This is a genomic window from Olleya namhaensis (genome assembly GCF_900114005.1).
In the GTDB taxonomy this organism is placed as follows: Bacteria; Bacteroidota; Bacteroidia; order Flavobacteriales; family Flavobacteriaceae; genus Olleya; species Olleya namhaensis.
The window spans coordinates 206,471-225,930 of record NZ_FORM01000004.1 but is presented as its reverse complement, the minus strand read 5'-3'; the positions used below and the strand labels follow the sequence as shown (position 1 = coordinate 225,930).

The following is a 19,460-nucleotide window of genomic DNA, read 5'->3' as shown; positions in this document are numbered from 1 at the left end:
AAATACATTGAAAACAAAAGCATCTATTATTAGTAGCGCAAAAGAAACAATTAAATTAGAAGGGGAGTCAATACTAAACCTCTCTACTTTAATTGATAACGACTTTGCGGACGCTGTAGAATTAATCTATAATTCTAAAGGTCGTGTTATTATTACAGGTATTGGTAAAAGTGCTATTATAGCTACAAAAATTGTAGCAACTTTAAATTCTACCGGTACACCTGCTGTATTTATGCATGCTGCGGATGCCATCCATGGCGATTTAGGATTGATACTGCAAGATGATGTGGTAATCTGTATTTCTAAAAGTGGAAACACACCAGAAATTAAAGTCTTAGTGCCATTAATTAAAAATGCTAAAAACAAAATGATTGCCATTACTGGTAATAAAGACTCGTTTTTAGGACAACAAGCAGACTATATCTTAAATGCTTTTGTACAAAAAGAAGCGTGTCCAAATAATTTAGCCCCAACAACAAGTACAACTGCACAATTAGTCTTAGGTGATGCGTTGGCGGTAAGCTTATTAGAATTAAGAGGGTTTTCAAGTAAAGATTTTGCCAAGTATCATCCAGGTGGTGCTTTAGGAAAAAAATTATATTTAAGAGTTGAAGATATTTCTTCTGTAAACCAAAAACCAGAAGTTACTTTAGACACCAATATTAAACAGGTGATTATTGAAATTTCCGAAAAAATGTTAGGTGTTACTGCTGTTACAGAAAACAATGCTATTGTTGGCATTATTACAGACGGGGACTTACGTCGTATGTTAAGTAAAGTAGATAATTTTACAGATTTAACTGCTAAAGATATTATGAGTGCTAACCCAAAACGTATCGAAGAAGATGCTATGGCTATTGATGCTATGGAGGTTTTAGAAACGTACGGTATCTCTCAAATATTAGTAGAAAAAGAAGGCAAATACGCTGGTGTGGTACATATCCACGATTTAATTAGAGAAGGTATTTTATAATGGCGAAAAAAAATGTAAACGAGATGTCTTTCTTAGATCATCTTGAGGATTTAAGATGGCATTTAATTAGAATCGTTTCTGCTGTTGTGCTTTGTGGTATGGTGGCCTTTTGCTTTCCAACATTTATGTTTGACAGCGTTTTATTTGCACCTCAAAAAATGACGTTTCCAACCTACAAAGGTTTGTGTGAAATGTCTCAGTTTTTTGGAATTGAAGACATTAGTTTTTGTGCAGATTCCTTTCCCTTTATTATTCAAAACCGTGAAATGGCAGGGCAATTTTCCATACATATCTGGACGTCCATTTATGCTGGTTTTATTGTAGCCTTCCCTTATGTGATCTATCAATTATGGAAATTTATCAGCCCGGGATTAACCTCTAAAGAGAGAAGAACATCAACAGGATTTATTATTATATCGTCCTTGTTATTTTTTATGGGTGTCCTTTTTGGATATTATATTATAACACCGCTATCTATTAACTTTTTAGGGACGTATTCTGTTAGTGCAGAGGTATCCAATGAGATTGACATTTCGTCTTATATCGGGTTAATCAGAGCATCTGTATTAGCTTCTGGAATAATATTTGAGTTACCTATATTAATCTACTTTCTTACAAAAGTTGGTTTGGTTACTCCTGAATTTTTAAAAAAATACCGAAAATTTGCATTGGTTATTGTATTAATTTTGTCGGCTGTAATTACACCTCCAGATGTAGCCAGTCAAATTATTGTAGCGATTCCTGTAATAATCTTATATGAAGTAAGTATTCATATCTCTAGAGTTGTAGTGAAAAAAGAAAAAAAAGAAAATAAAAAAGAAAAAAATGTCAGAACCAGTTAAAGAATTTAACGACTATCGCGAAAAAATGAATGATAAAATTCTAGGCGATAATAATAAAATAATCAAACGTATTTTTAATTTAGACACCAATGCTTTTTCTGAAGGCGCTTTGGATGTTAAAACTAAAGAGTTATTAGGTTTAGTAGCCTCTACAGTATTACGATGTGATGACTGTATAAAATACCATTTAGAGTCTAGTTACAACCATGGTTTATCTAAAGAGCAAGTTATGGAAACGTTAAGTATTGCAACTTTAGTTGGTGGCACTATTGTTATACCACACTTACGTCGTGCTTATGAGTATTGGGAGGCTTTAGAAGCTCAAGATGAAACAAAGCAAGGTTAAACTTTATATAAAATAAAGCGCCTATTTTACAAGTTATACTGAAATGCTTATTTTTAGCACAATTAAACACACCAAATGAAGCTTAGAGCCGAACATTTAATGAAGTCCTATAATGGACGTAAAGTAGTAAAAGACGTATCGCTTGAGGTTAGTCAAGGTGAAATTGTTGGGCTTTTAGGTCCTAATGGTGCTGGAAAAACAACGTCGTTTTACATGACGGTTGGTTTGGTAAAACCTAATGCTGGAAATATCTACTTAGACGACACCAACATTACTAATTACCCAATGTACAAGCGTGCTCAAAACGGAATTGGATATTTAGCGCAAGAAGCATCTGTGTTTAGAAAACTAAGTATTGAAGATAATATTCTAAGCGTGTTACAAATGACTAAGCTTACAAAAAAAGAACAATTGCACCGCATGGAGTCTTTAATTGAGGAGTTTAGTTTAGGTCACATCCGTAAAAGTAGAGGTGATTTATTATCAGGAGGAGAGCGTCGTCGTACAGAAATTGCACGTGCATTAGCCACTAATCCTAGTTTTATATTATTAGACGAACCCTTTGCAGGAGTAGATCCTGTTGCTGTAGAGGACATACAACGTATTGTAGCACAGTTAACCAAAAAAAACATTGGTATATTAATTACAGATCACAACGTACAAGAAACGTTAGCTATTACGGACCGTACATATCTTATGTTTGAAGGAAGTATCCTTAAAGCAGGAGAACCAGAAGAACTTGCTAATGATGAAATGGTACGTAAAGTATACTTGGGTCAAAACTTTGAACTACGTAAGAAAAAAATTAGAGACTAAATTTAATCTCATAAATACAACACAAACAGCTATACTCTTAACTAAAGAGTGTAGCTGTTTTCTTTTGCTCTAAATCTAACATTTGTTTTTATTTTAAAATTAAATAGGATTCGTATGTAAATTTTATATATCTTTATGATATCAAAATAATATCATACTAAATCACCAACTATGAATCAAGAAAAAGAAATCAAACCATTAAATGGCTATTTAATACTAGCCATAACTATTGCATTAATAGTCACTAGCATCTACCTAATAATTACAACCAAAAACCCGTTATACATATTTGGTTTAGTTGCTGCTATTATATTATTTAAAGGATTTGTATTAGTAAATCCTAACAACTCTAGAGTATTACTTTTATTCGGAAAGTACGTTGGAAGTATAAAATCTAATGGTCTGTTTTGGGTGAATCCTTTATACAATAAAAAAGCAATTTCTTTACGTGCTAGTAATTTTGATAGCGAACGTTTAAAAGTAAACGACAAGCTAGGAAACCCAATTATGATTAGTACAATCTTAGTATGGCGCGTCACTAATACTTACAAAGCATCTTTTGATGTAGATAATTACGAAAACTTTGTAAAAGTACAAACCGATGCAGCCGTAAGAAAACTAGCTAGTATGTATCCTTATGATAATTTTGCAGACGAAGGTCATGTTGAAGATATCACCTTACGCTCAAGTGTAAATGAAGTTAGTGAAGCGCTTGAAAAAGAAATTGACGAACGTTTATCTATTGCAGGAATCGAAGTATTAGAAGCAAGAATTGGATATTTAGCATACGCACAGGAAATAGCTAGTGCAATGCTTAAAAGACAGCAAGCAACCGCTATAGTTGCAGCACGTCATAAAATTGTAGAAGGTGCTGTAAGCATGGTCGAAATGGCTTTAGAAGAACTAGGTAAAAAGAATATTGTAGAGTTAGATGACGATCGTAAAGCTGCCATGGTTAGTAACCTAATGGTTATCCTTTGTGGAGATAAAGATGCATCTCCAGTATTAAATACAGGGACTTTAAACCAATAAGCAATACATTTGCATTAATCACAACACTTTAACTAATACTATAAATGGCTAAGAAAAAAGCTTTTGCATTACGTATAAATGAAGACATGATGAAAGCCATAGAAAAATGGGCTGCGGATGAGTTCCGCAGCACTAATGGTCAAATTGAATGGATGCTAAACGAGAGCCTAAAAAAAGCAAAACGCAGCCCTAAAAAAAGAACACCTGATACTAACGATTAAATATCGTTAGTATCTTTTACTTTATTCCTTGAGGCATTTTCTGCCAAAATCTTCTTTTGATAACGCCCTTGCACAACGTCCACAATAATTAAAATAACCAATACAAAGTAAAAGGTTGTCTTACTCATAGACTCAATTGGGTTTCCAAATAACTTTAAGTGTGCCAAATGCCCACCTTCTGTTACTAACATGATTCCAACTATAAATAAGATAAATAAACCTAAGACTTCATACATACGGTTTTTAGCTAAAAACACTGAGATTCTATCGGCTAAAAACAACATTAACAACCCACTAATTACAATCGCAATTGCCATAACAATAAACGCTGTTGTACTATTTTCTATCTCACTAGTTAATCCTATGGCTGCTAAAATAGAGTCAAAAGAGAATACTAGATTCATAATAACTATACTAGTTACCACAGCATTTGCAGATTTACCGCGTTTACCATCACCTTCAATATCCACATCTAAATCGTGTGCACCAATCATGTGCCATATTTCTTTAATAGCCGTATAGATAATAAAACCACCTCCAGCAAGTACAATTAAACTATGCCCGTTAAAAGCAAAACTAGCAACACTCCCAAACTCCCCTGTCATAAAAGAAAAAGGTTCTTTAAAAAAGTCAATAATAGATACTAGTACAAACAATAAAATAATACGCAGTACAATAGCTATTAAAATACCCACTTTTCTAACACGCTTTTGATCAGCTTCTGGTGCTTTTTTAGATTCTAAAGAGATATATAAAAGGTTATCAAAACCTAAAACTGCTTGCAATAAGACAAGCATTAATAATGTAAAAACAATTTGTAACATGATGTAATTAGTTGATTAAGAAAATTTAATTGATATTATTAAATAAGGATAGTAATATGTAAAGTAAAATAACTACCGGTATAGCAGCAAAATGTAATACTATTAAAAGCACAATGCTTAAAATAATAAAGATATAACGGACAGCGTTCGGTTTAAAACTCCAGTTTTTAAATTTTAAAGCAAATAACTTTACTGGCGAGTTCAATATATAACAACTTAATATTGTCAAGGCTATTAAAAACCACTTATTAAGTATAATACTATTAATCAAATCATTATTCTGAAACTCTAAAATTAAAGGTAATGACAAAATTAGTAATGCATTAGCAGGTGTTGGTAAGCCTTTAAAGTAACTCTGTTGGTCTTCGTCTATATTAAAACGCGCCAATCTGTATGCAGATGCTAAGGTTACAAATAACCCTATAAATGGCAATAAATTAAAATGATATCCCGTCCACTCCATAGTTTCTGACCAAGAATCTATTGGTGTAATGGCTTTACTATTACTCGCTAATTCTAATAATTTAAAAAGCACTAAACCTGGGACTAATCCACTAGTCACCATGTCTGCAAGACTATCTAACTGTAGTCCAAGCTCACTTTGCACGTTTAATTTACGTGCTAAAAGACCATCAAAAAAATCAAAGAAAATACCTAAAAACACAAAAAAGGCAGCAAAAACAAAATGATTGTTTATGGCAAAAATTACTGCAATACTTCCGCATAATAAATTTAGAAGCGTAATAAAATTAGGTATAAAAGCTTTGATGTTCATCAGTTAGTTTTTTGTAAAAATAACAAAGTATTTTGGTCTATTCCAAACACTAAGCAATATACTATTAATTTTGAAGTTTAATATATAGAAAAATTATAGCATCTTTGTAAAAAAAATTGAAATTGAAAGTCCATTTACTAGCTTTTTTAGTCCTAAGCACAACACTTACCGTTGCTCAAACAACACGTAAATATTCAAACGAATTTATGAATATTGGTGTGGATGCAGCTGCTTTAGGAATGAGTAGCGCTACCGTGGCTAGAACTAACGATGTTAACTCTGGTTACTGGAACCCTGCAGGACTTATCAATTTAGAAGACAATCAATTAGCGTTAATGCATTCTAGTTATTTTGCAAATATTGCTAATTACGACTATGCTGCTTTTGCCATGCCTTTAGATGATAGGAGCGCTTTCGGAATCTCGTTAATTAGATTTGCAGTCGATGACATTTTGGACACTACACAACTTATTGACGAACAAGGTAATGTTAACTACGATCGTATTAGTTTATTTTCTACAGCAGATTATGGCTTAACATTTTCTTACGCTCGAGATTTACCTATTGAGGGGTTAAGTTATGGTGTCAATGCTAAAATTATTAGACGTATTATCGGAGACTTTGCTTCTAGTTGGGGCTTTGGTTTAGATGCTGCCATACAGTTCCAGAGCGACAACAATTGGAAGTTTGGTATTATGGCACGTGATATAACGACAACTTTTAATGCTTGGACTATAAATGAAGACGAATTTGCCAAAGTACAAAATGCAGTAGAAGGTCAAAACCAAGAACTGCCTGAAACTACCGAAATTACGATACCAAAACTACAAATTGGGATTGCCAAATTATACCGTTTCCATTACGACTATACATTGGAAGCCGAATTAGACTTAAATGTTAGGTTCGAACAAAATAACGATGTTATATCAACCTCTTTTGCAAGTATAAATCCTGCGCTAGGATTTGAATTTGGATACGTGGATATGATTTATTTAAGAACAGGTGTAGGTAATTTTCAAAACGAATTACAAATAGACAACTCTGAAGATTTAACCTTTCAGCCCAGTTTTGGTGTTGGCTTTAAATATAAAGGCATCCAAGTAGATTATGCATTTACGGATATTGGAGACCAAAGTGTTGCTCTTTATTCAAATGTGTTTTCGTTAAAACTTGACTTTAGTGTTTTTAGATAAGTTATCTTTGTTGCATGAAATTAGCTTTACAATTTTTCTTTTTATTTACAACAACAATTGGGTTTTCTCAAAGCCTTCCATTGTCTCAAGATGCTACTATTAGTGTTATTACTATTGGGCCAGGACATAATTTAAATGATGCTTTTGGGCACAATGCTATTAGAGTAAAATCTCGGTTTTCTGATATCACGTATGACTTTGGTCGTTACGATTTTGACGCCCCTAATTTCTACTTAAATTTTGCAAGAGGAAAACTAAACTACCTACAAGGTAAATCAGATTACAATAGGTTTGTAGCCTTGTATATTAGAGAAGACCGTACGGTTAAAGAACAAGAGTTACGCTTAACATTTGCGCAAAAACAAGCCTTAAATAATTACTTAGAAACCAATTACAAAAAAAATCAAGGCGCCTATTTATATGATTTTTTCTATGATAATTGCGCTACAAAAATAAGAGATGCAGTTGAAGTTACTTATGACAATAATTTTACCTACAACTTACCAAAAGACTACCAAGAACAAACGTTTAGACAATTAATAGACGGTAATTTACATTGGAACACTTGGGGTAGCTTTGGAATAGATATCGCCTTAGGTTCTATTATAGACCGCAAAGCAACACAAAGAGAACAACTATTTTTACCAGAGTATGTTAATCAAAATTTTGAAACAGCAACTTTAAAAGACACCAAACAACCGGTAGTCCTTAACTCTAAAACTATTTACACTCAAAAAGGGATTAACAGCAATAAGACAAGTACGTTTATAACAAGCCCATTATTAGTGCTTACCATTATAGCTGGTATTATTGTTTTTATAACGTATACAGATAACAAAAACAAGACCAGATCTAAAGGTTTAGACCTAACACTATTTATTACAACAGGTGTTATTGGTGTGTTATTGTTTTTACTTTGGTTTGCAACAGATCATACTGCTACTGCTTATAATTACAACATCTTATGGGCATTTCCATTAAGTGTCTTCTGTATACCTCAACTTTTAAAAGCAGTGCCTAAAAACTGGTTTATTGCCTATATTAAGTTTTCTATTTTAATGTTATGCCTAATGGTAATGCATTGGACTATTGGTGTACAACGCTTTGCTCCTGCATTACTACCTTTATTAATCGCATTAGCTATTAGATATGCATATCTATTAAAATATTACAAGGCAAATCGTTTACAATAAGGCTTTAGATTGCCTATTGTCCTCTAAAGAAAATTACAGTACTTAACGTTTTAACAATGATATTAATATCAAGTAAAAAACTACGGTGTTTGATATAGTATAAATCATACTGTAGTTTTAACAAACTATCATCAATACTAGAACCATAACGTGCTTTAACTTGCGCCCAACCGGTCAATCCTGGTTTTACAATATGCCGCGTTTCATAAAAAGGAATGACTTGAGATAATTCTTCTACAAAATAAGGACGTTCAGGACGTGGTCCTATTAAACTCATATCGCCTTTTAGAATATTTATAAACTGTGGAATTTCATCCAATCTAGAGGTTCGTAAAAATTTACCAAAACTGGTTATACGACTATCATTTTTAGTCGCCCAAACAGCACCTCCCTGTTCGGCATTTTTAACCATGGTTCTAAATTTATAAATCTTAAACGGAATACCGTTTTGACCAACACGCTGCTGTGAATAAAACAAACCACCTCTGTTACCAATCAAATTACCAATTAAAATTAAAGGTAAAAATACCGTACCTAAGAGTATTCCAACACAAGATAATATGATATCAAAAATACGTCGCGCCGTTAAGTATAACTTGTTTTTATTGTTTCGGCTAAACGGAAAATACTTATAAAAATCCTTCCCGACAAACTGCACAGGCACTCTAAACGTAATATCCTCATACACTTGCGTGTACTCTTTTATTGGAAATCCTTTTTCTAATAATGTTATTAAATCTGTATAAATTGAAGACGTGATATTTTCAGAATTATAACTAGCAATAACCACTTCAGAAATACTCTCATCTTTAATTATTTGATGTATCTCAGCAGGCGCATATTCTTTTAACCCCGTATACTTAATAGCGTGTTTTTTTTCCGTTTCACAATTAATAAACCCCATTATTTTATAATTAGGGTCGGCGCTCGCAAATGCATCTACAATGGTTTTAATATTAGAAATTTCGCCAACCAAAAGTACTTTTTTAAAAAATCTAGGAGAAGAAATAAACGTAATATAAGCCCATCTCCAAACATACAATCCAAATAGAATTGCTAAATAAAAATACAGAATCTGCAATCTATTTTCTGGTAAAGATGGTGTATAAAAAGGCGTTAATAAATAAAACAGTACCGTTACAGATGTGGTTAATAACACGGTCCCTAAAACCGTATCTAACCGACTTGATTTTTGTAAATCATACAATTCTAATACTGTACCAAATACGGTAATATATATAGCTAATACTACAAGCGATGTCCAGTTATCCTCGTAAACTCTAAAGTAATCAAAATCAAAAAACGTACTAACTGCAAATAACGATAATCCTATAAAAAGTAAATCAAATAAACGCAGTAGAATCTTACGTTCAGAAATTTCAAAGTGAATACCACTAGTATCAGTCATTGTTGTATAGTTGGAAGAATTGATTCAAATATAACAAGTAATTGGATTAATGCAAGTCTTTTACTTTAAAGTAAGCAACCACTGTTGTTTTACAACCTCCCAATCAAAAGATTCTGCAGTAGATCTAGCTTGTTTTACAACAGACTGTAAAAATTCAGGCTTGTCTTTATAATCTAAAATAGCAGAAACAAAAGCATCTATAGCTTCTGGAGCAACCAATACGCCATTTATAGAATCCTCTATTAAATAAGGTAAACCGCCAACATTAGTAGAAACTATTGGTAATCCTAATGCCATTGCTTCAATAACACTAACGGGAGTATTATCAAAATTAGTCGTATTAATAAACACATTATAATCCTTTGCACGTGCTATCCAGTCTGCTTTACTTAATTTACCAGGAAAATCCACAGACACCCCCAAGCTTTTAGCATAGGCTTTTGTTGTGTTTAAGCTGCCATCATTATCTGGTCCAATCATGCAAAGCGTAGCATCAACCCCCTTTAATTTTAGGGCATGTAAAATGGAAACAGCTAATTTAGGATTATATAATTCTGAAAAAGAACGTACCCAAAGCAAACGGATGTGATCAATTGTACGCTGTTTAAACGAATACTGTTGGATGGCAATACTATTAGGAATTACTGTAACATTAGTATAACCATGGTTTTTAAACTGAACCTTTAAAAAATTAGAAGGCGCACTATTTACGTAGGCATTGTTAAATATAGAAGCACTTAATTTTGGATTATTTTTCAATCTATTAGACAAATTACCGCCATGTAAAATAGGAATGTACTTTAGTTTTAACATACGACATAGCTGACTGACCCCATAAGCATAATAAAAGTTTAATGTGCTATAGGTATCAATCAATACGTAATCCGTGGCTTTACGATGCTTAAAAACCGTCCAAAGCATATCTATAAACCGGAATACAATATTGGTATAACTAGACGCATAAGACACTTTAAAACCAGCGTCTTCCAACCCCTTGCCTAAAGTATCAATAGTCGTGGCTGTTTTACCCGTGTTGGTTAATTTGTTTCCTATGTAAATTAGGTTTGTCATCAATAATATGTAATAAACTTAATGCATAAATAAAAGCTGGCGCTGCAATACGCATGGCCGAGTGGTTAATAGTCAGTAGCCAAAATAAATAAAAAGAAAAGAATAACACATTACTACGGTTTCCTATTCTAAACAATAATGGCACAACTAATAATATAGAAAAAGCAAAAACACCTAATAACCCGTGCTCTGCTATTATACGACTTACTTCATTATGCGATGCCGCATGGATCCCCGTTTTTTGAAACCTTAAATCCTTAACACGCCCCACACCAACTCCCAAAAAAGGGTTTTCAATAAACTCATCAAACTCTGCTAAAAAAAGCATCCCCCTCCCCGTGGTCACATCTTCTTTTACATGCCCCATAGAGTTTTGATTAGCATAACGCTTCTCAATCATCCCATTAGTTTGACTCGCAGAAATAACCCAAGTAGCCACACCAATACATAAAAAGAGAACGACAGATAGTAACATCTTAGTTTTACGAGACTTATCCATCGTGCGATACAATACAAATATAAATGCAATAATCATAAGTATTGCAGTCCAAACTCCTCCTCTACTAAACGTAACAATTGCTCTAAAAGCAAACAACAAGACTAATACTAAATCCAAATACCGTAGCAACTTCGTTTTACTAAAATAAAAAAAACGAACCGTCAACAAAAAAAAACCTAACCCTAAAACAGTAGCCATTTGGTTGGGACCAAACCCTCCAGATGCTTCAAAATTAGATCCTGTACTAGTGGACACCGCTGCTACATTTGGGTTATATAAAATAACATAAGTCAATGTGCTTACTAATGGAAAAATCGCAAAATTAACAATAGATTCTAATTGTGTTTTTGTGATCCTTAAACTATAACAAAACAGTGCTGCGACACCTAAACATACTGGACCACTCAAATTAAAAGCAATCGCTTTCTTGATATTTACACCAACATCCAAAAGATACAACGACACATACACTGCAGGAATTAAAAGCACGATATACAATAAATAAGGTGTCGCTTTTTTGTTAAAACCATTATAAAACAAGCCCATTACAGAAAACATAATGACCAAATACTTACTAGCTTCGTAAAATGGGCCACTTTCCGTCATACGTAAAATAACCTCAGCTCCTAAAATGTAAGCACAAGCTCTAACAATCTCGAAGCCTTTTAATTGTTGCTTCGCGTTGATAATCCTAATAAAAAAAAAGAAAAAGACGCCTACAAAATAAAGATTACCTAAAGGCCTTAATAGGTAAATCAAAGCACCTATTAAAATATGTATCCCTAAAAATTTTAAATAATTATTTTGCATTTATTTTAAAATAGCGTGTAAGTATTTACAATAGTTTGTAACGCTCTCGTTTCAGAAAAATCTGTATTAATTAACTGGGTTAACTGTTTAGCGTGTGCGCGTCTTAAATTAAGATCGTCTATACTAGACATAATAGCATTACCTAAAGCATTACTGTCTTCAGCACTAACTAACAGACCCGTGTTTTTATTTTTTATAATTTGGTTACACTCGCCTACATTAGTAGCTACAACTGCCAAATTAGCCAAACCATATTCTAATAAAGCCAAAGGTAAGCCTTCTGACTGAGACGATAAAACGCCTATATCGCAAGCTAAAAGTATTGCAGAAACATCTTCACAACTCCCATAAAAAAAGACATGATCCTCCAATGCTTCGCTTTTAATATATTCAAACACGTGCTTAGAATAATCATCCTCAAAATCTTTACCTACCAAATGCAAGGTCCAATCTGGATTATTTTTAGCTACTAATTTAAATGCTTTAAGTAAATTTAAATGATCCTTTTGCGGTCTTAAATTTGCCAAACAAACAATACGCTTGCCTTCTGTACCTTTTAATCGAGTAGACAATACTGTATCTCCAACCACAGCGTAATTAGGTAAATAACTAACTGTTTTTGTTTTTAAGTGTGATGATGCCCAATCTTTTAATTTGGAATTGACACTAAATATGTGATCAAAATATTTAGAGCAGTATTGCAGAATACGTTTAGGACGTTGCTCTAAAAATTCACTTTTACCATAGTGATCATGCCACACCAATTTTAATTTAGGATTTAAAATAGTGATCAGCGTAGCTAAAAAATAAGACGACGAATGTGCGTGTATTACTGTTATGTTTTCTTTTTTTATAAAACGATACAATCGCCAAATCGCCGAAACATCTATTGTTGCTTTTTTATTTAAAAACAAATAACCAACCGCCTTGTTTACACTAGCTTTTAAAAGACCTTCTGCTCTAGTCACACACAAATAACTACCGTCTACTTGACTAATCAGACCATTTGCATAATTAACAGCCACCCGCTCTGCACCTCCTGCTTCTAGACTATCTATAAGTTGCAATACTCTCATCTTAAGACTTTAATAGTTTTTTAATTTCACTTTCAAATACATCTAAAGTATATTGTTGTGACCAATCCGACGCCAATCTAGACACCGACACTAATGCTTGTTTAGATTCTAAAGCTAGTACTATTTTGGATACCGCCTCTTCTAAATTAGGCGCTATAAGTATACCTCGTTTACCATAGTCTAACATATTTGGAACACAAGATATAGACGTTGCAATGGGTATGACTCCAAAAAACATAGCTTCTGCCAAGGCTTTAGGCCAACCTTCGGACTTAGAAGCTAATATTGTAAAATGAGCAGATTGTAAAGCTATTTTTACTGTTTCACTAGTTTTATTACCATGCAGAACAATTGAATTCCCTAACTGTTTATCATCTATGTACTGTTGCAGTTTCGGTTTTAAAACACCATCTCCAAACACTTGTAATTTACATGTAACACCTCGACTTAATAATTGCTCCACAATTTGAATAGCTAATAACGGACGCTTACCAGTTACCAGACTCCCTACAAATACAAACTCTAATGCTTTTGTATAATCACGAATAACAGGTACAACCCGATCTTGATTTCTATAAGTAGCTGTAAAAAATGATTTAATATTTTTAGTTTGATTAGGCCACTCTCCATATACTAGAGCAGTCATCTTTTTTGTGTATTTTGTATTACTCAAAATCGTTTTTTGAAGACGATAACTTAAAGGCTGTTTTGCATTTGGATCCCAATTACCTGCATATTTTGCAGTTTTTACTTTCTTTGGAAAAAAAATCTGTATTAAACTCCCTAATAACCCAATATTACCAGGACATCTTAAATGAATATGATCTGCACGCTTACAAGCTTTCCAAAGTTTAAAAAAAATATATGGCAACGCCAATAATGACCTTATTCCACGACTAATATTAATAAAGGCTATTGCAGGTATCTGAGTTAATGTAATATGATCATGACTATAAGCTATGTCTATCTCGGAAAGAGGCATACTAGTTACCGGAGCAACAATCTCAACCTCATCCACATGTTTCAACCACAAATTCATCTCGCGCACATAGGGTGCATAAGCATACCATTTGGGGCCATTTGATTTATGCAAGACATGAGTTATTATTAAAAAACGCATTATTAAAATTTTAATTTACGAAACATTAGTTTAAAAGGGTTTCCACAATATATTTAGCTTGACTACTTGGTGTGCAATACTGATCAAAATATGCTTTCCCTGCTCTTGATATCTTTTCGTGATATTTATTATCTGTTAATACTTTATCGAAAACAGTAGAATAGTCTGATGAATCATTAACATAATACAAATCTTTCGAATGTATTAGAGCAATTGGCAATTCAATTTTAAAAGGAAAAGACAAAATAAAAACACCTTGATTTAAATACTCTGCTAATCTCCAACTAACCGCTCCACCAACAGCGGGATTATTTAATACCATTTTTGACTTAGCACTTAATTTAGAAAACAGTTTTGGTGTATACTTTTTACTATTAAGCTCTTGATCAAACCCCTGATTATCATCATCTGACCTAGGTACAAAACCTCCTTCAAAGACAACCCTTTTATCTGATTTACAAAACCGAATAAAATCCGCACGTATTAGATTAGCTTCTGATTCTTTTTTCCAAATATTTGATGAGAAAAACATAAAATTACTCAAATTAACTTTATACTTATACTCCTTATAAACAGGCCTTCTTAATAAAGTGTAAATCTGTTTTAATAAAGGCTTCCAAGGTAAATATTTTAATAATTTGAAATTATATAAACCTAAATATAATTTTATATTATTTATTGGGTAATGCGGAAATAATGGCTCAACTTTTTCTTGATTATACGAAGCACTTCCTATTAGTTTATTAGTTGCAAAATAACGAGTAGACAGTTCATATAATTCTGTAATTACTTTGGCGGGATCATCATTATCTATTACACCAATTTGATTTTTAATTTTAAAAATAAGCACAGAACTATTATTATATTTTAAAAATCGTGGATCCATTTCAAACTTAATATGGAATACACTATTTAAACCAGATAAATAATAAGAGGAATAAAAATTAGGAATATTTAAGATATATACTGTTTCCATAAATTAGAGTTGAATGCTAGGTTTATTAAAAATTAACGAAATCAAACCCACAAATCGTCCTAAGGTTTCAGTTAAAGCTTTTCGTTTTTCTTGAGAAGTAATAGAATTAGTCCCGCGAATAGTCATTAACAATATAGTCGTAGCATAAAACTTAAAACGTGCTTTAAAACTAGGTTTAGCATATTTAACACGCCAAACATACCAACTGTTTCTTACTACCATTTTACCATAATTGTATTGATTTGGGCGCCCAGAACCATCATGATAATGTGCTAACCGTGCTCTAGTATTTATATATATTGGTCCTAACTTAGCTAATCTAATTGAAAAATCCGCATCTTCATAAAGACCATACCCTTCAAAATACGTCGAAAAACTTAAGGAATCAAACACCTCTTTTTTATAACTAGCAACACCACCCATAATTTGTTCAACGTTATACGTTTTTCCTGATGGTGGTAAAAACCCTATAGAGCGTCCATGTGCAAACGTGGGTAAATAGCCTGGTTTAGCATCTGGTTCTAAACCAAAGACTGCTCTCATTTTAAATCTTGAAGACTCATTACGCATCCAACCATCGTAGTAAAAATTATTTTTACTGTTAGTATTATCGGAAAGCTTCCAATCTACTTCATTAGTAATATAACCTCCCACAGCTAACGCTTTAGGATAAATACTATAAGTGTTTACTATTTGCTCAAAATAACTGGGCTCTAAAATAACATCATCATCCAAAAAACAAACAATATTTGAGGTGTTTGAGACTTTTGAAATACCTATATTCCGTTGTTTAGTTAATCCTCTATCAATAGCATCAACATTATAATATTTTAAATTATTAAATGTATTTGTTTTTAAAACTGCTTGAGTCAAGGTATCAGTAGAACCATCAATTACAATAATCTCATTTGGATACAATGTTTGATTATTAACCGATTCCAAAAGCTTAATTATCGCTTTTGGGCGCATATACGTGCAAATTATTAGAGAAAACTTCATGTTAAATGGTCTTGTTTTGCAATTTATTAGCCCAAGCCTGACTCATTGCCCAGCGTTCTTTAAACATCCAATAATACTTAAAAGGTTGTTTTACAGATTGTCTTTTATAAAATTTAAAAAACAATGTCAATTTATAACTATTTACTTGTTGTCTTGTTTTATATTTTAAATTATACAGCATGACTGTCGGAGATGGTTTAGGAGGTACAACTTGATTCTCCCAAGCATGGATATATTTTGTTCTAAAACCACCAATAGGTGCTTTTAGATGTTTTAATTGTACATAAGGTAAGTAGATCACATCAACACCTTTATTTCTAAGCTGCATTCCAAAATCTGAATCCTCGCCAAATCCGTGCTCAAAAGCCATATCAAAACTAATCGCCTGTATTGCATCCGTTTTGACTATACTGCAGCCTGAACCAAAAGCAGCCCATTGTATCGGTGTTTTACGTTTTTCTGTTTCATTTTCCCTTAGACAACTTAGGGTTACTGCTTTAAAATCGTATGCTTGCATGAATCTTAAAGCTTCATTTAATGTGTTTTCCTTAAATCGGATATCATCGTCTGCCAGAAAAACATAATCTGATGTCACTAATTCCAAACCAATATTTCTGGCATTACACGCTCCTGTTTGGGATATGAGTTTATGAACTATTTTAAATGGCCACTCCTCGGTTTTAATATAGTATAATTCAGATTTTATAATTTCACTATCATCTTGCTCAATAATTACAACCTCATTAGGCATTAATGTTTGCTTTGCTAAATCTTTTAAAACATCGTGTAAATATTTTGCTCTTCTTAATGTTGGTATTAATACCGAAACTGATGTGTTTACCTTTAACGCTTTACTATTGGCTTCTGAAGTTATTTCGTTATTAAAAGCCTTCTGCTTATATAACAGACTTTTTATTAAAGGAAACACTAAAATTTTCTTTTCAAAAATTAATAAATTTAAAAATAATAACAAGATCCATCGTGCTCTATAATGTTCTTTTACAAACTGAAATAATTCAGTTGCACTTGCATTTTCATCTGTGTAGACTTCATTATTTTCTTCTATGATTTCTGAATAAAAATAGCAAAGTAAACCATGCTCCATTCCTAGTTTTGCAATACTATTCAGGTTATAATCTAAACTATCCTTGTGACTTATGGAGTCTTTAAACATTAAAAGATTTTCGCCATAAATTGCGCCACAATTACTAGACATTAGCCAAGTAGGAAACTTTGTTTTTCTATTTACATTAATAAAAAGTGAATCTTCAACATAACCAATGGCATCGGTTAAATAGTTAGTGTGACCATTAGAAACCATTATATTATTTGACGTAAAACAAGATTGTAATACTTCTATATTTATGTTTTTCTTATTTAAAAAATGACACCAAGCAATAATAGAATTACTATACTTTGACGCTAAAACAATCAATGCCTTTGTCGGTTCTTTTTCTTCAATTACTATAACCTTATTAGTTATAGTGTCGAGAACCTCAACAACTATATTGTTTTTATGAAAAAGAATTAGCATCTATAGTTTTTTTATAAAATTCGACAGACTGCTTTGCAACAATTTCTGAACTAAATTTTGATATAATCTTCTTTCTTGCTGCAATAGAAAACGCGTCTCTTAAAGTTGCATTCTCTAAAAGCGCGTTAATTTTATTTGCATATCTATCGTGTGCTTCTGGATGCACTAAAAATCCATCTTCTCCATCATCTACAATTTCTTTTGCCCAACCCACATTTGAGGCGACTATTGGTTTTTTTAAGGCCATCGCTTCTAACCAAGAGACTGGTAATGCTTCCGCAAAAGTAGGAAACACACAGAGTGTTGCTTTTTCTATATGCAATCTCATTTTAGAATAGGGCACTACGCCCACGTAATTTACTCTTTTAAGCGCTGATTCTGTAAATAACGGTTGCATTAATTGCCAAGTAGATTGCGTTTGCGTTTTAATATCTGGACTATCTTTACCAACTAATATTAATGTTGCTTCTGGATAGTGCTCATTAACTTTATTAAAAATATAGGGTAATTCTAGCAGCCCTTTTTTTCTAATTAATGTACCAAAGTACAATATGGTCTGATTTTTTTCTTCTAAAAGACTCTCTGTAGGCTCAAAATCCTCAATATTAACAGCATTTGGAATTACGGTAAATGGTTTGCTTAAATTGAAAAGCTTATTAGTTAACTCTCCTGTAAATTGACTTACCGAAATAATACCATCAACAGATTTTAAAGCCTGCTTTTCATGAAAGCGATTAATGGCTTTAACTGGTCTGTGATCTAAATGACAGAAATAAGTATCAGACCCATTTTCCCTAATTATCAATGGGCAATTAATATTAATAAACGATGCTATACCAGTCCAATCTGGAGCTTCTACTATGTCTATTTTTTGCGCTTTATGTAATCTATTTATTAGCTTTTGAATTTTTTTACGTGTTAAAAACCACGACAAACCTTTCAGCTTGGGGTTTTTAATTTTATAAAAAGCAATACCATTATCGCTAAACGTTACATCTTCTTCCTGACCATAAATAAGTAAAGATACCTCATGTCCTTGTTTTTGTAAAGCAACAGCAAGATGTTTTATACTAGTACCAATACCTCCAGAATGGCCAATACGCTCATGTGGATATTCTGGTGTTAAGAATGCTATTTTCATAGATTTATTGTATTAAAGACTTGAGTATTTATTAAATATAAAGTATTACACATAATCTTTTGAACCGTTGTAAGATATGATTTGTGAAGGTTGTGGAGCAACCACAGCGTTAGCTTTTACATTAAAATTAACCAAACTATTGGCACCAATTAAAACATCGTCCTCAATTGTAATGCCACCAACTATAACAGCATTTGGACCAATAAAAACGCTATTTCCTATTTTCGGAATACCTTTATTTTTTCCACGATTTAATACACCAATCGTTATTCCTTGAGAAATATTACAATACTCGCCAATAATAGAATCACCATGTATTACCACTCCTCCAAAATGACCTATATATAAACCTTTACCAATATTTGTACGATACGATATATCAAAACCATATTTATATTTTATACGCCTTAAATACAAAAAGAAGAAGTAAAACAACACCTTATTTTTCCCTCTATAATATTGGCAACTTCTAAAAACAATAGAAAACTTAACGCCTGGAGCACTATTAAAAAGAAGTAATTTTAACTTTCTTGCAAAAGAAGGCTTAGTATTAATACCATAGCGCTTTAAATCTTCTCCCAGAATATGTTTTAAACTCGAATCACTCATTT

General features: G+C 32.5%; 20 protein-coding genes. 8 read left to right on the top strand and 12 right to left on the bottom strand.

Translation table 11 applies throughout. The annotated features are described in order from the left end of the window. Positions 1-7 precede the first annotated feature (7 nt). The 6 genes from BMZ09_RS08205 to BMZ09_RS08180 all read left to right on the top strand — a co-directional run bounded on the left by BMZ09_RS08205 (position 8) and on the right by BMZ09_RS08180 (position 4,230). A complete protein-coding gene (locus tag BMZ09_RS08205) occupies positions 8-973 on the top strand; it encodes a KpsF/GutQ family sugar-phosphate isomerase (protein WP_090839359.1) in 966 nt (321 codons plus the stop codon). Next, positions 973-1,815, top strand: coding sequence for a twin-arginine translocase subunit TatC (tatC, locus tag BMZ09_RS08200; protein WP_090839356.1), 843 nt, complete (start codon positions 973-975; stop codon positions 1,813-1,815). Before BMZ09_RS08205 ends, tatC begins: the two co-directional genes overlap by 1 nt. Continuing rightward, on the top strand, positions 1,799-2,161 hold the full coding sequence (locus BMZ09_RS08195) for a carboxymuconolactone decarboxylase family protein (RefSeq protein ID WP_090839353.1): 363 nt from the start codon (positions 1,799-1,801) through the stop codon (positions 2,159-2,161). The genes tatC and BMZ09_RS08195 overlap by 17 nt, the downstream gene beginning before the upstream one ends. A 75-nt stretch (positions 2,162-2,236) precedes the next feature. Further along, on the top strand, positions 2,237-2,977 hold the full coding sequence (gene lptB / locus BMZ09_RS08190; protein ID WP_090839350.1) for an LPS export ABC transporter ATP-binding protein: 741 nt from the start codon (positions 2,237-2,239) through the stop codon (positions 2,975-2,977). Between the two features lie 171 nt (positions 2,978-3,148). Next, the gene (locus BMZ09_RS08185) at positions 3,149-4,009 is read left to right on the top strand and encodes an SPFH domain-containing protein (RefSeq protein ID WP_090839348.1); all 861 of its coding nucleotides are present in this window, start codon (positions 3,149-3,151) and stop codon (positions 4,007-4,009) included. A 44-nt stretch (positions 4,010-4,053) separates the two neighbouring features. Further along, positions 4,054-4,230, top strand: coding sequence for a type II toxin-antitoxin system antitoxin (locus BMZ09_RS08180; protein WP_090839345.1), 177 nt, complete (start codon positions 4,054-4,056; stop codon positions 4,228-4,230). Here the strand turns inward: BMZ09_RS08180 and BMZ09_RS08175 are convergent. Both BMZ09_RS08175 and BMZ09_RS08170 read right to left on the bottom strand, forming a co-directional pair. Further along, a complete protein-coding gene (locus BMZ09_RS08175) occupies positions 4,227-5,054 on the bottom strand; it encodes a TerC family protein (protein WP_090839342.1) in 828 nt (275 codons plus the stop codon). The two genes, BMZ09_RS08180 and BMZ09_RS08175, sit on opposite strands and share 4 nt — an antisense overlap. Positions 5,055-5,079: 25 nt before the next feature. Next, complete coding sequence (locus tag BMZ09_RS08170; protein WP_090839339.1) at positions 5,080-5,829, bottom strand: CDP-alcohol phosphatidyltransferase family protein; 750 nt, start codon at positions 5,827-5,829, stop codon at positions 5,080-5,082. A gap of 122 nt (positions 5,830-5,951) precedes the next feature. Between BMZ09_RS08170 and BMZ09_RS08165 the strand changes: the two genes are divergently transcribed. Together BMZ09_RS08165 and BMZ09_RS08160 are read left to right on the top strand one after the other, a co-directional pair. Then, complete coding sequence (locus tag BMZ09_RS08165; RefSeq protein WP_245741117.1) at positions 5,952-7,022, top strand: putative type IX sorting system protein PorV2; 1,071 nt, start codon at positions 5,952-5,954, stop codon at positions 7,020-7,022. Positions 7,023-7,036: 14 nt separating this feature from the next. After that, positions 7,037-8,215, top strand: a complete 1,179-nt coding sequence (locus BMZ09_RS08160; RefSeq protein ID WP_090839336.1) for a lipoprotein N-acyltransferase Lnb domain-containing protein — start codon at positions 7,037-7,039, stop codon at positions 8,213-8,215. Between the two features lie 13 nt (positions 8,216-8,228). Here the strand turns inward: BMZ09_RS08160 and BMZ09_RS08155 are convergent, their stop codons facing one another. Genes BMZ09_RS08155 through BMZ09_RS08110 form a run of 10 tightly spaced genes read right to left on the bottom strand, consistent with a single transcriptional unit; the run spans position 8,229 to position 19,458 of the window. Then, positions 8,229-9,623 (bottom strand): sugar transferase, encoded by a 1,395-nt coding sequence (locus tag BMZ09_RS08155; RefSeq protein WP_090839333.1) that lies wholly within the window; start codon positions 9,621-9,623, stop codon positions 8,229-8,231. A 60-nt stretch (positions 9,624-9,683) separates the two neighbouring features. Next, entirely contained in the window at positions 9,684-10,694 is a 1,011-nt protein-coding gene (locus tag BMZ09_RS08150) for a glycosyltransferase family 4 protein (RefSeq protein WP_090839330.1), read from the bottom strand. Beyond that, positions 10,648-12,003 carry an O-antigen ligase family protein gene (locus BMZ09_RS08145; RefSeq protein WP_090839327.1) on the bottom strand — a complete coding sequence of 452 codons (1,356 nt, stop codon included), beginning with the start codon at positions 12,001-12,003 and terminating at the stop codon, positions 10,648-10,650. Before BMZ09_RS08145 ends, BMZ09_RS08150 begins: the two co-directional genes overlap by 47 nt. 5 nt (positions 12,004-12,008) lie before the next feature. Then, positions 12,009-13,079 carry a glycosyltransferase gene (locus BMZ09_RS08140; protein WP_090839324.1) on the bottom strand — a complete coding sequence of 357 codons (1,071 nt, stop codon included), beginning with the start codon at positions 13,077-13,079 and terminating at the stop codon, positions 12,009-12,011. Position 13,080: 1 nt separating this feature from the next. Beyond that, a complete protein-coding gene (locus BMZ09_RS08135; protein WP_090839322.1) occupies positions 13,081-14,199 on the bottom strand; it encodes a glycosyltransferase in 1,119 nt (372 codons plus the stop codon). Between the two features lie 25 nt (positions 14,200-14,224). Next, positions 14,225-15,175 carry a hypothetical protein gene (locus BMZ09_RS08130; protein WP_090839318.1) on the bottom strand — a complete coding sequence of 317 codons (951 nt, stop codon included), beginning with the start codon at positions 15,173-15,175 and terminating at the stop codon, positions 14,225-14,227. A 3-nt stretch (positions 15,176-15,178) separates the two neighbouring features. After that, complete coding sequence (locus tag BMZ09_RS08125; RefSeq protein ID WP_090839315.1) at positions 15,179-16,174, bottom strand: glycosyltransferase family 2 protein; 996 nt, start codon at positions 16,172-16,174, stop codon at positions 15,179-15,181. Between the two features lies 1 nt (position 16,175). Next, positions 16,176-17,708 carry a glycosyltransferase family 2 protein gene (locus BMZ09_RS08120; RefSeq protein WP_090839312.1) on the bottom strand — a complete coding sequence of 511 codons (1,533 nt, stop codon included), beginning with the start codon at positions 17,706-17,708 and terminating at the stop codon, positions 16,176-16,178. Then, the gene (locus BMZ09_RS08115) at positions 17,689-18,849 is read right to left on the bottom strand and encodes a glycosyltransferase family 4 protein (RefSeq protein ID WP_090839310.1); all 1,161 of its coding nucleotides are present in this window, start codon (positions 18,847-18,849) and stop codon (positions 17,689-17,691) included. The genes BMZ09_RS08120 and BMZ09_RS08115 overlap by 20 nt, the downstream gene beginning before the upstream one ends. A gap of 45 nt (positions 18,850-18,894) precedes the next feature. Beyond that, positions 18,895-19,458 (bottom strand): serine O-acetyltransferase, encoded by a 564-nt coding sequence (locus BMZ09_RS08110; protein ID WP_090839309.1) that lies wholly within the window; start codon positions 19,456-19,458, stop codon positions 18,895-18,897. Positions 19,459-19,460: the final 2 nt, after the last annotated feature.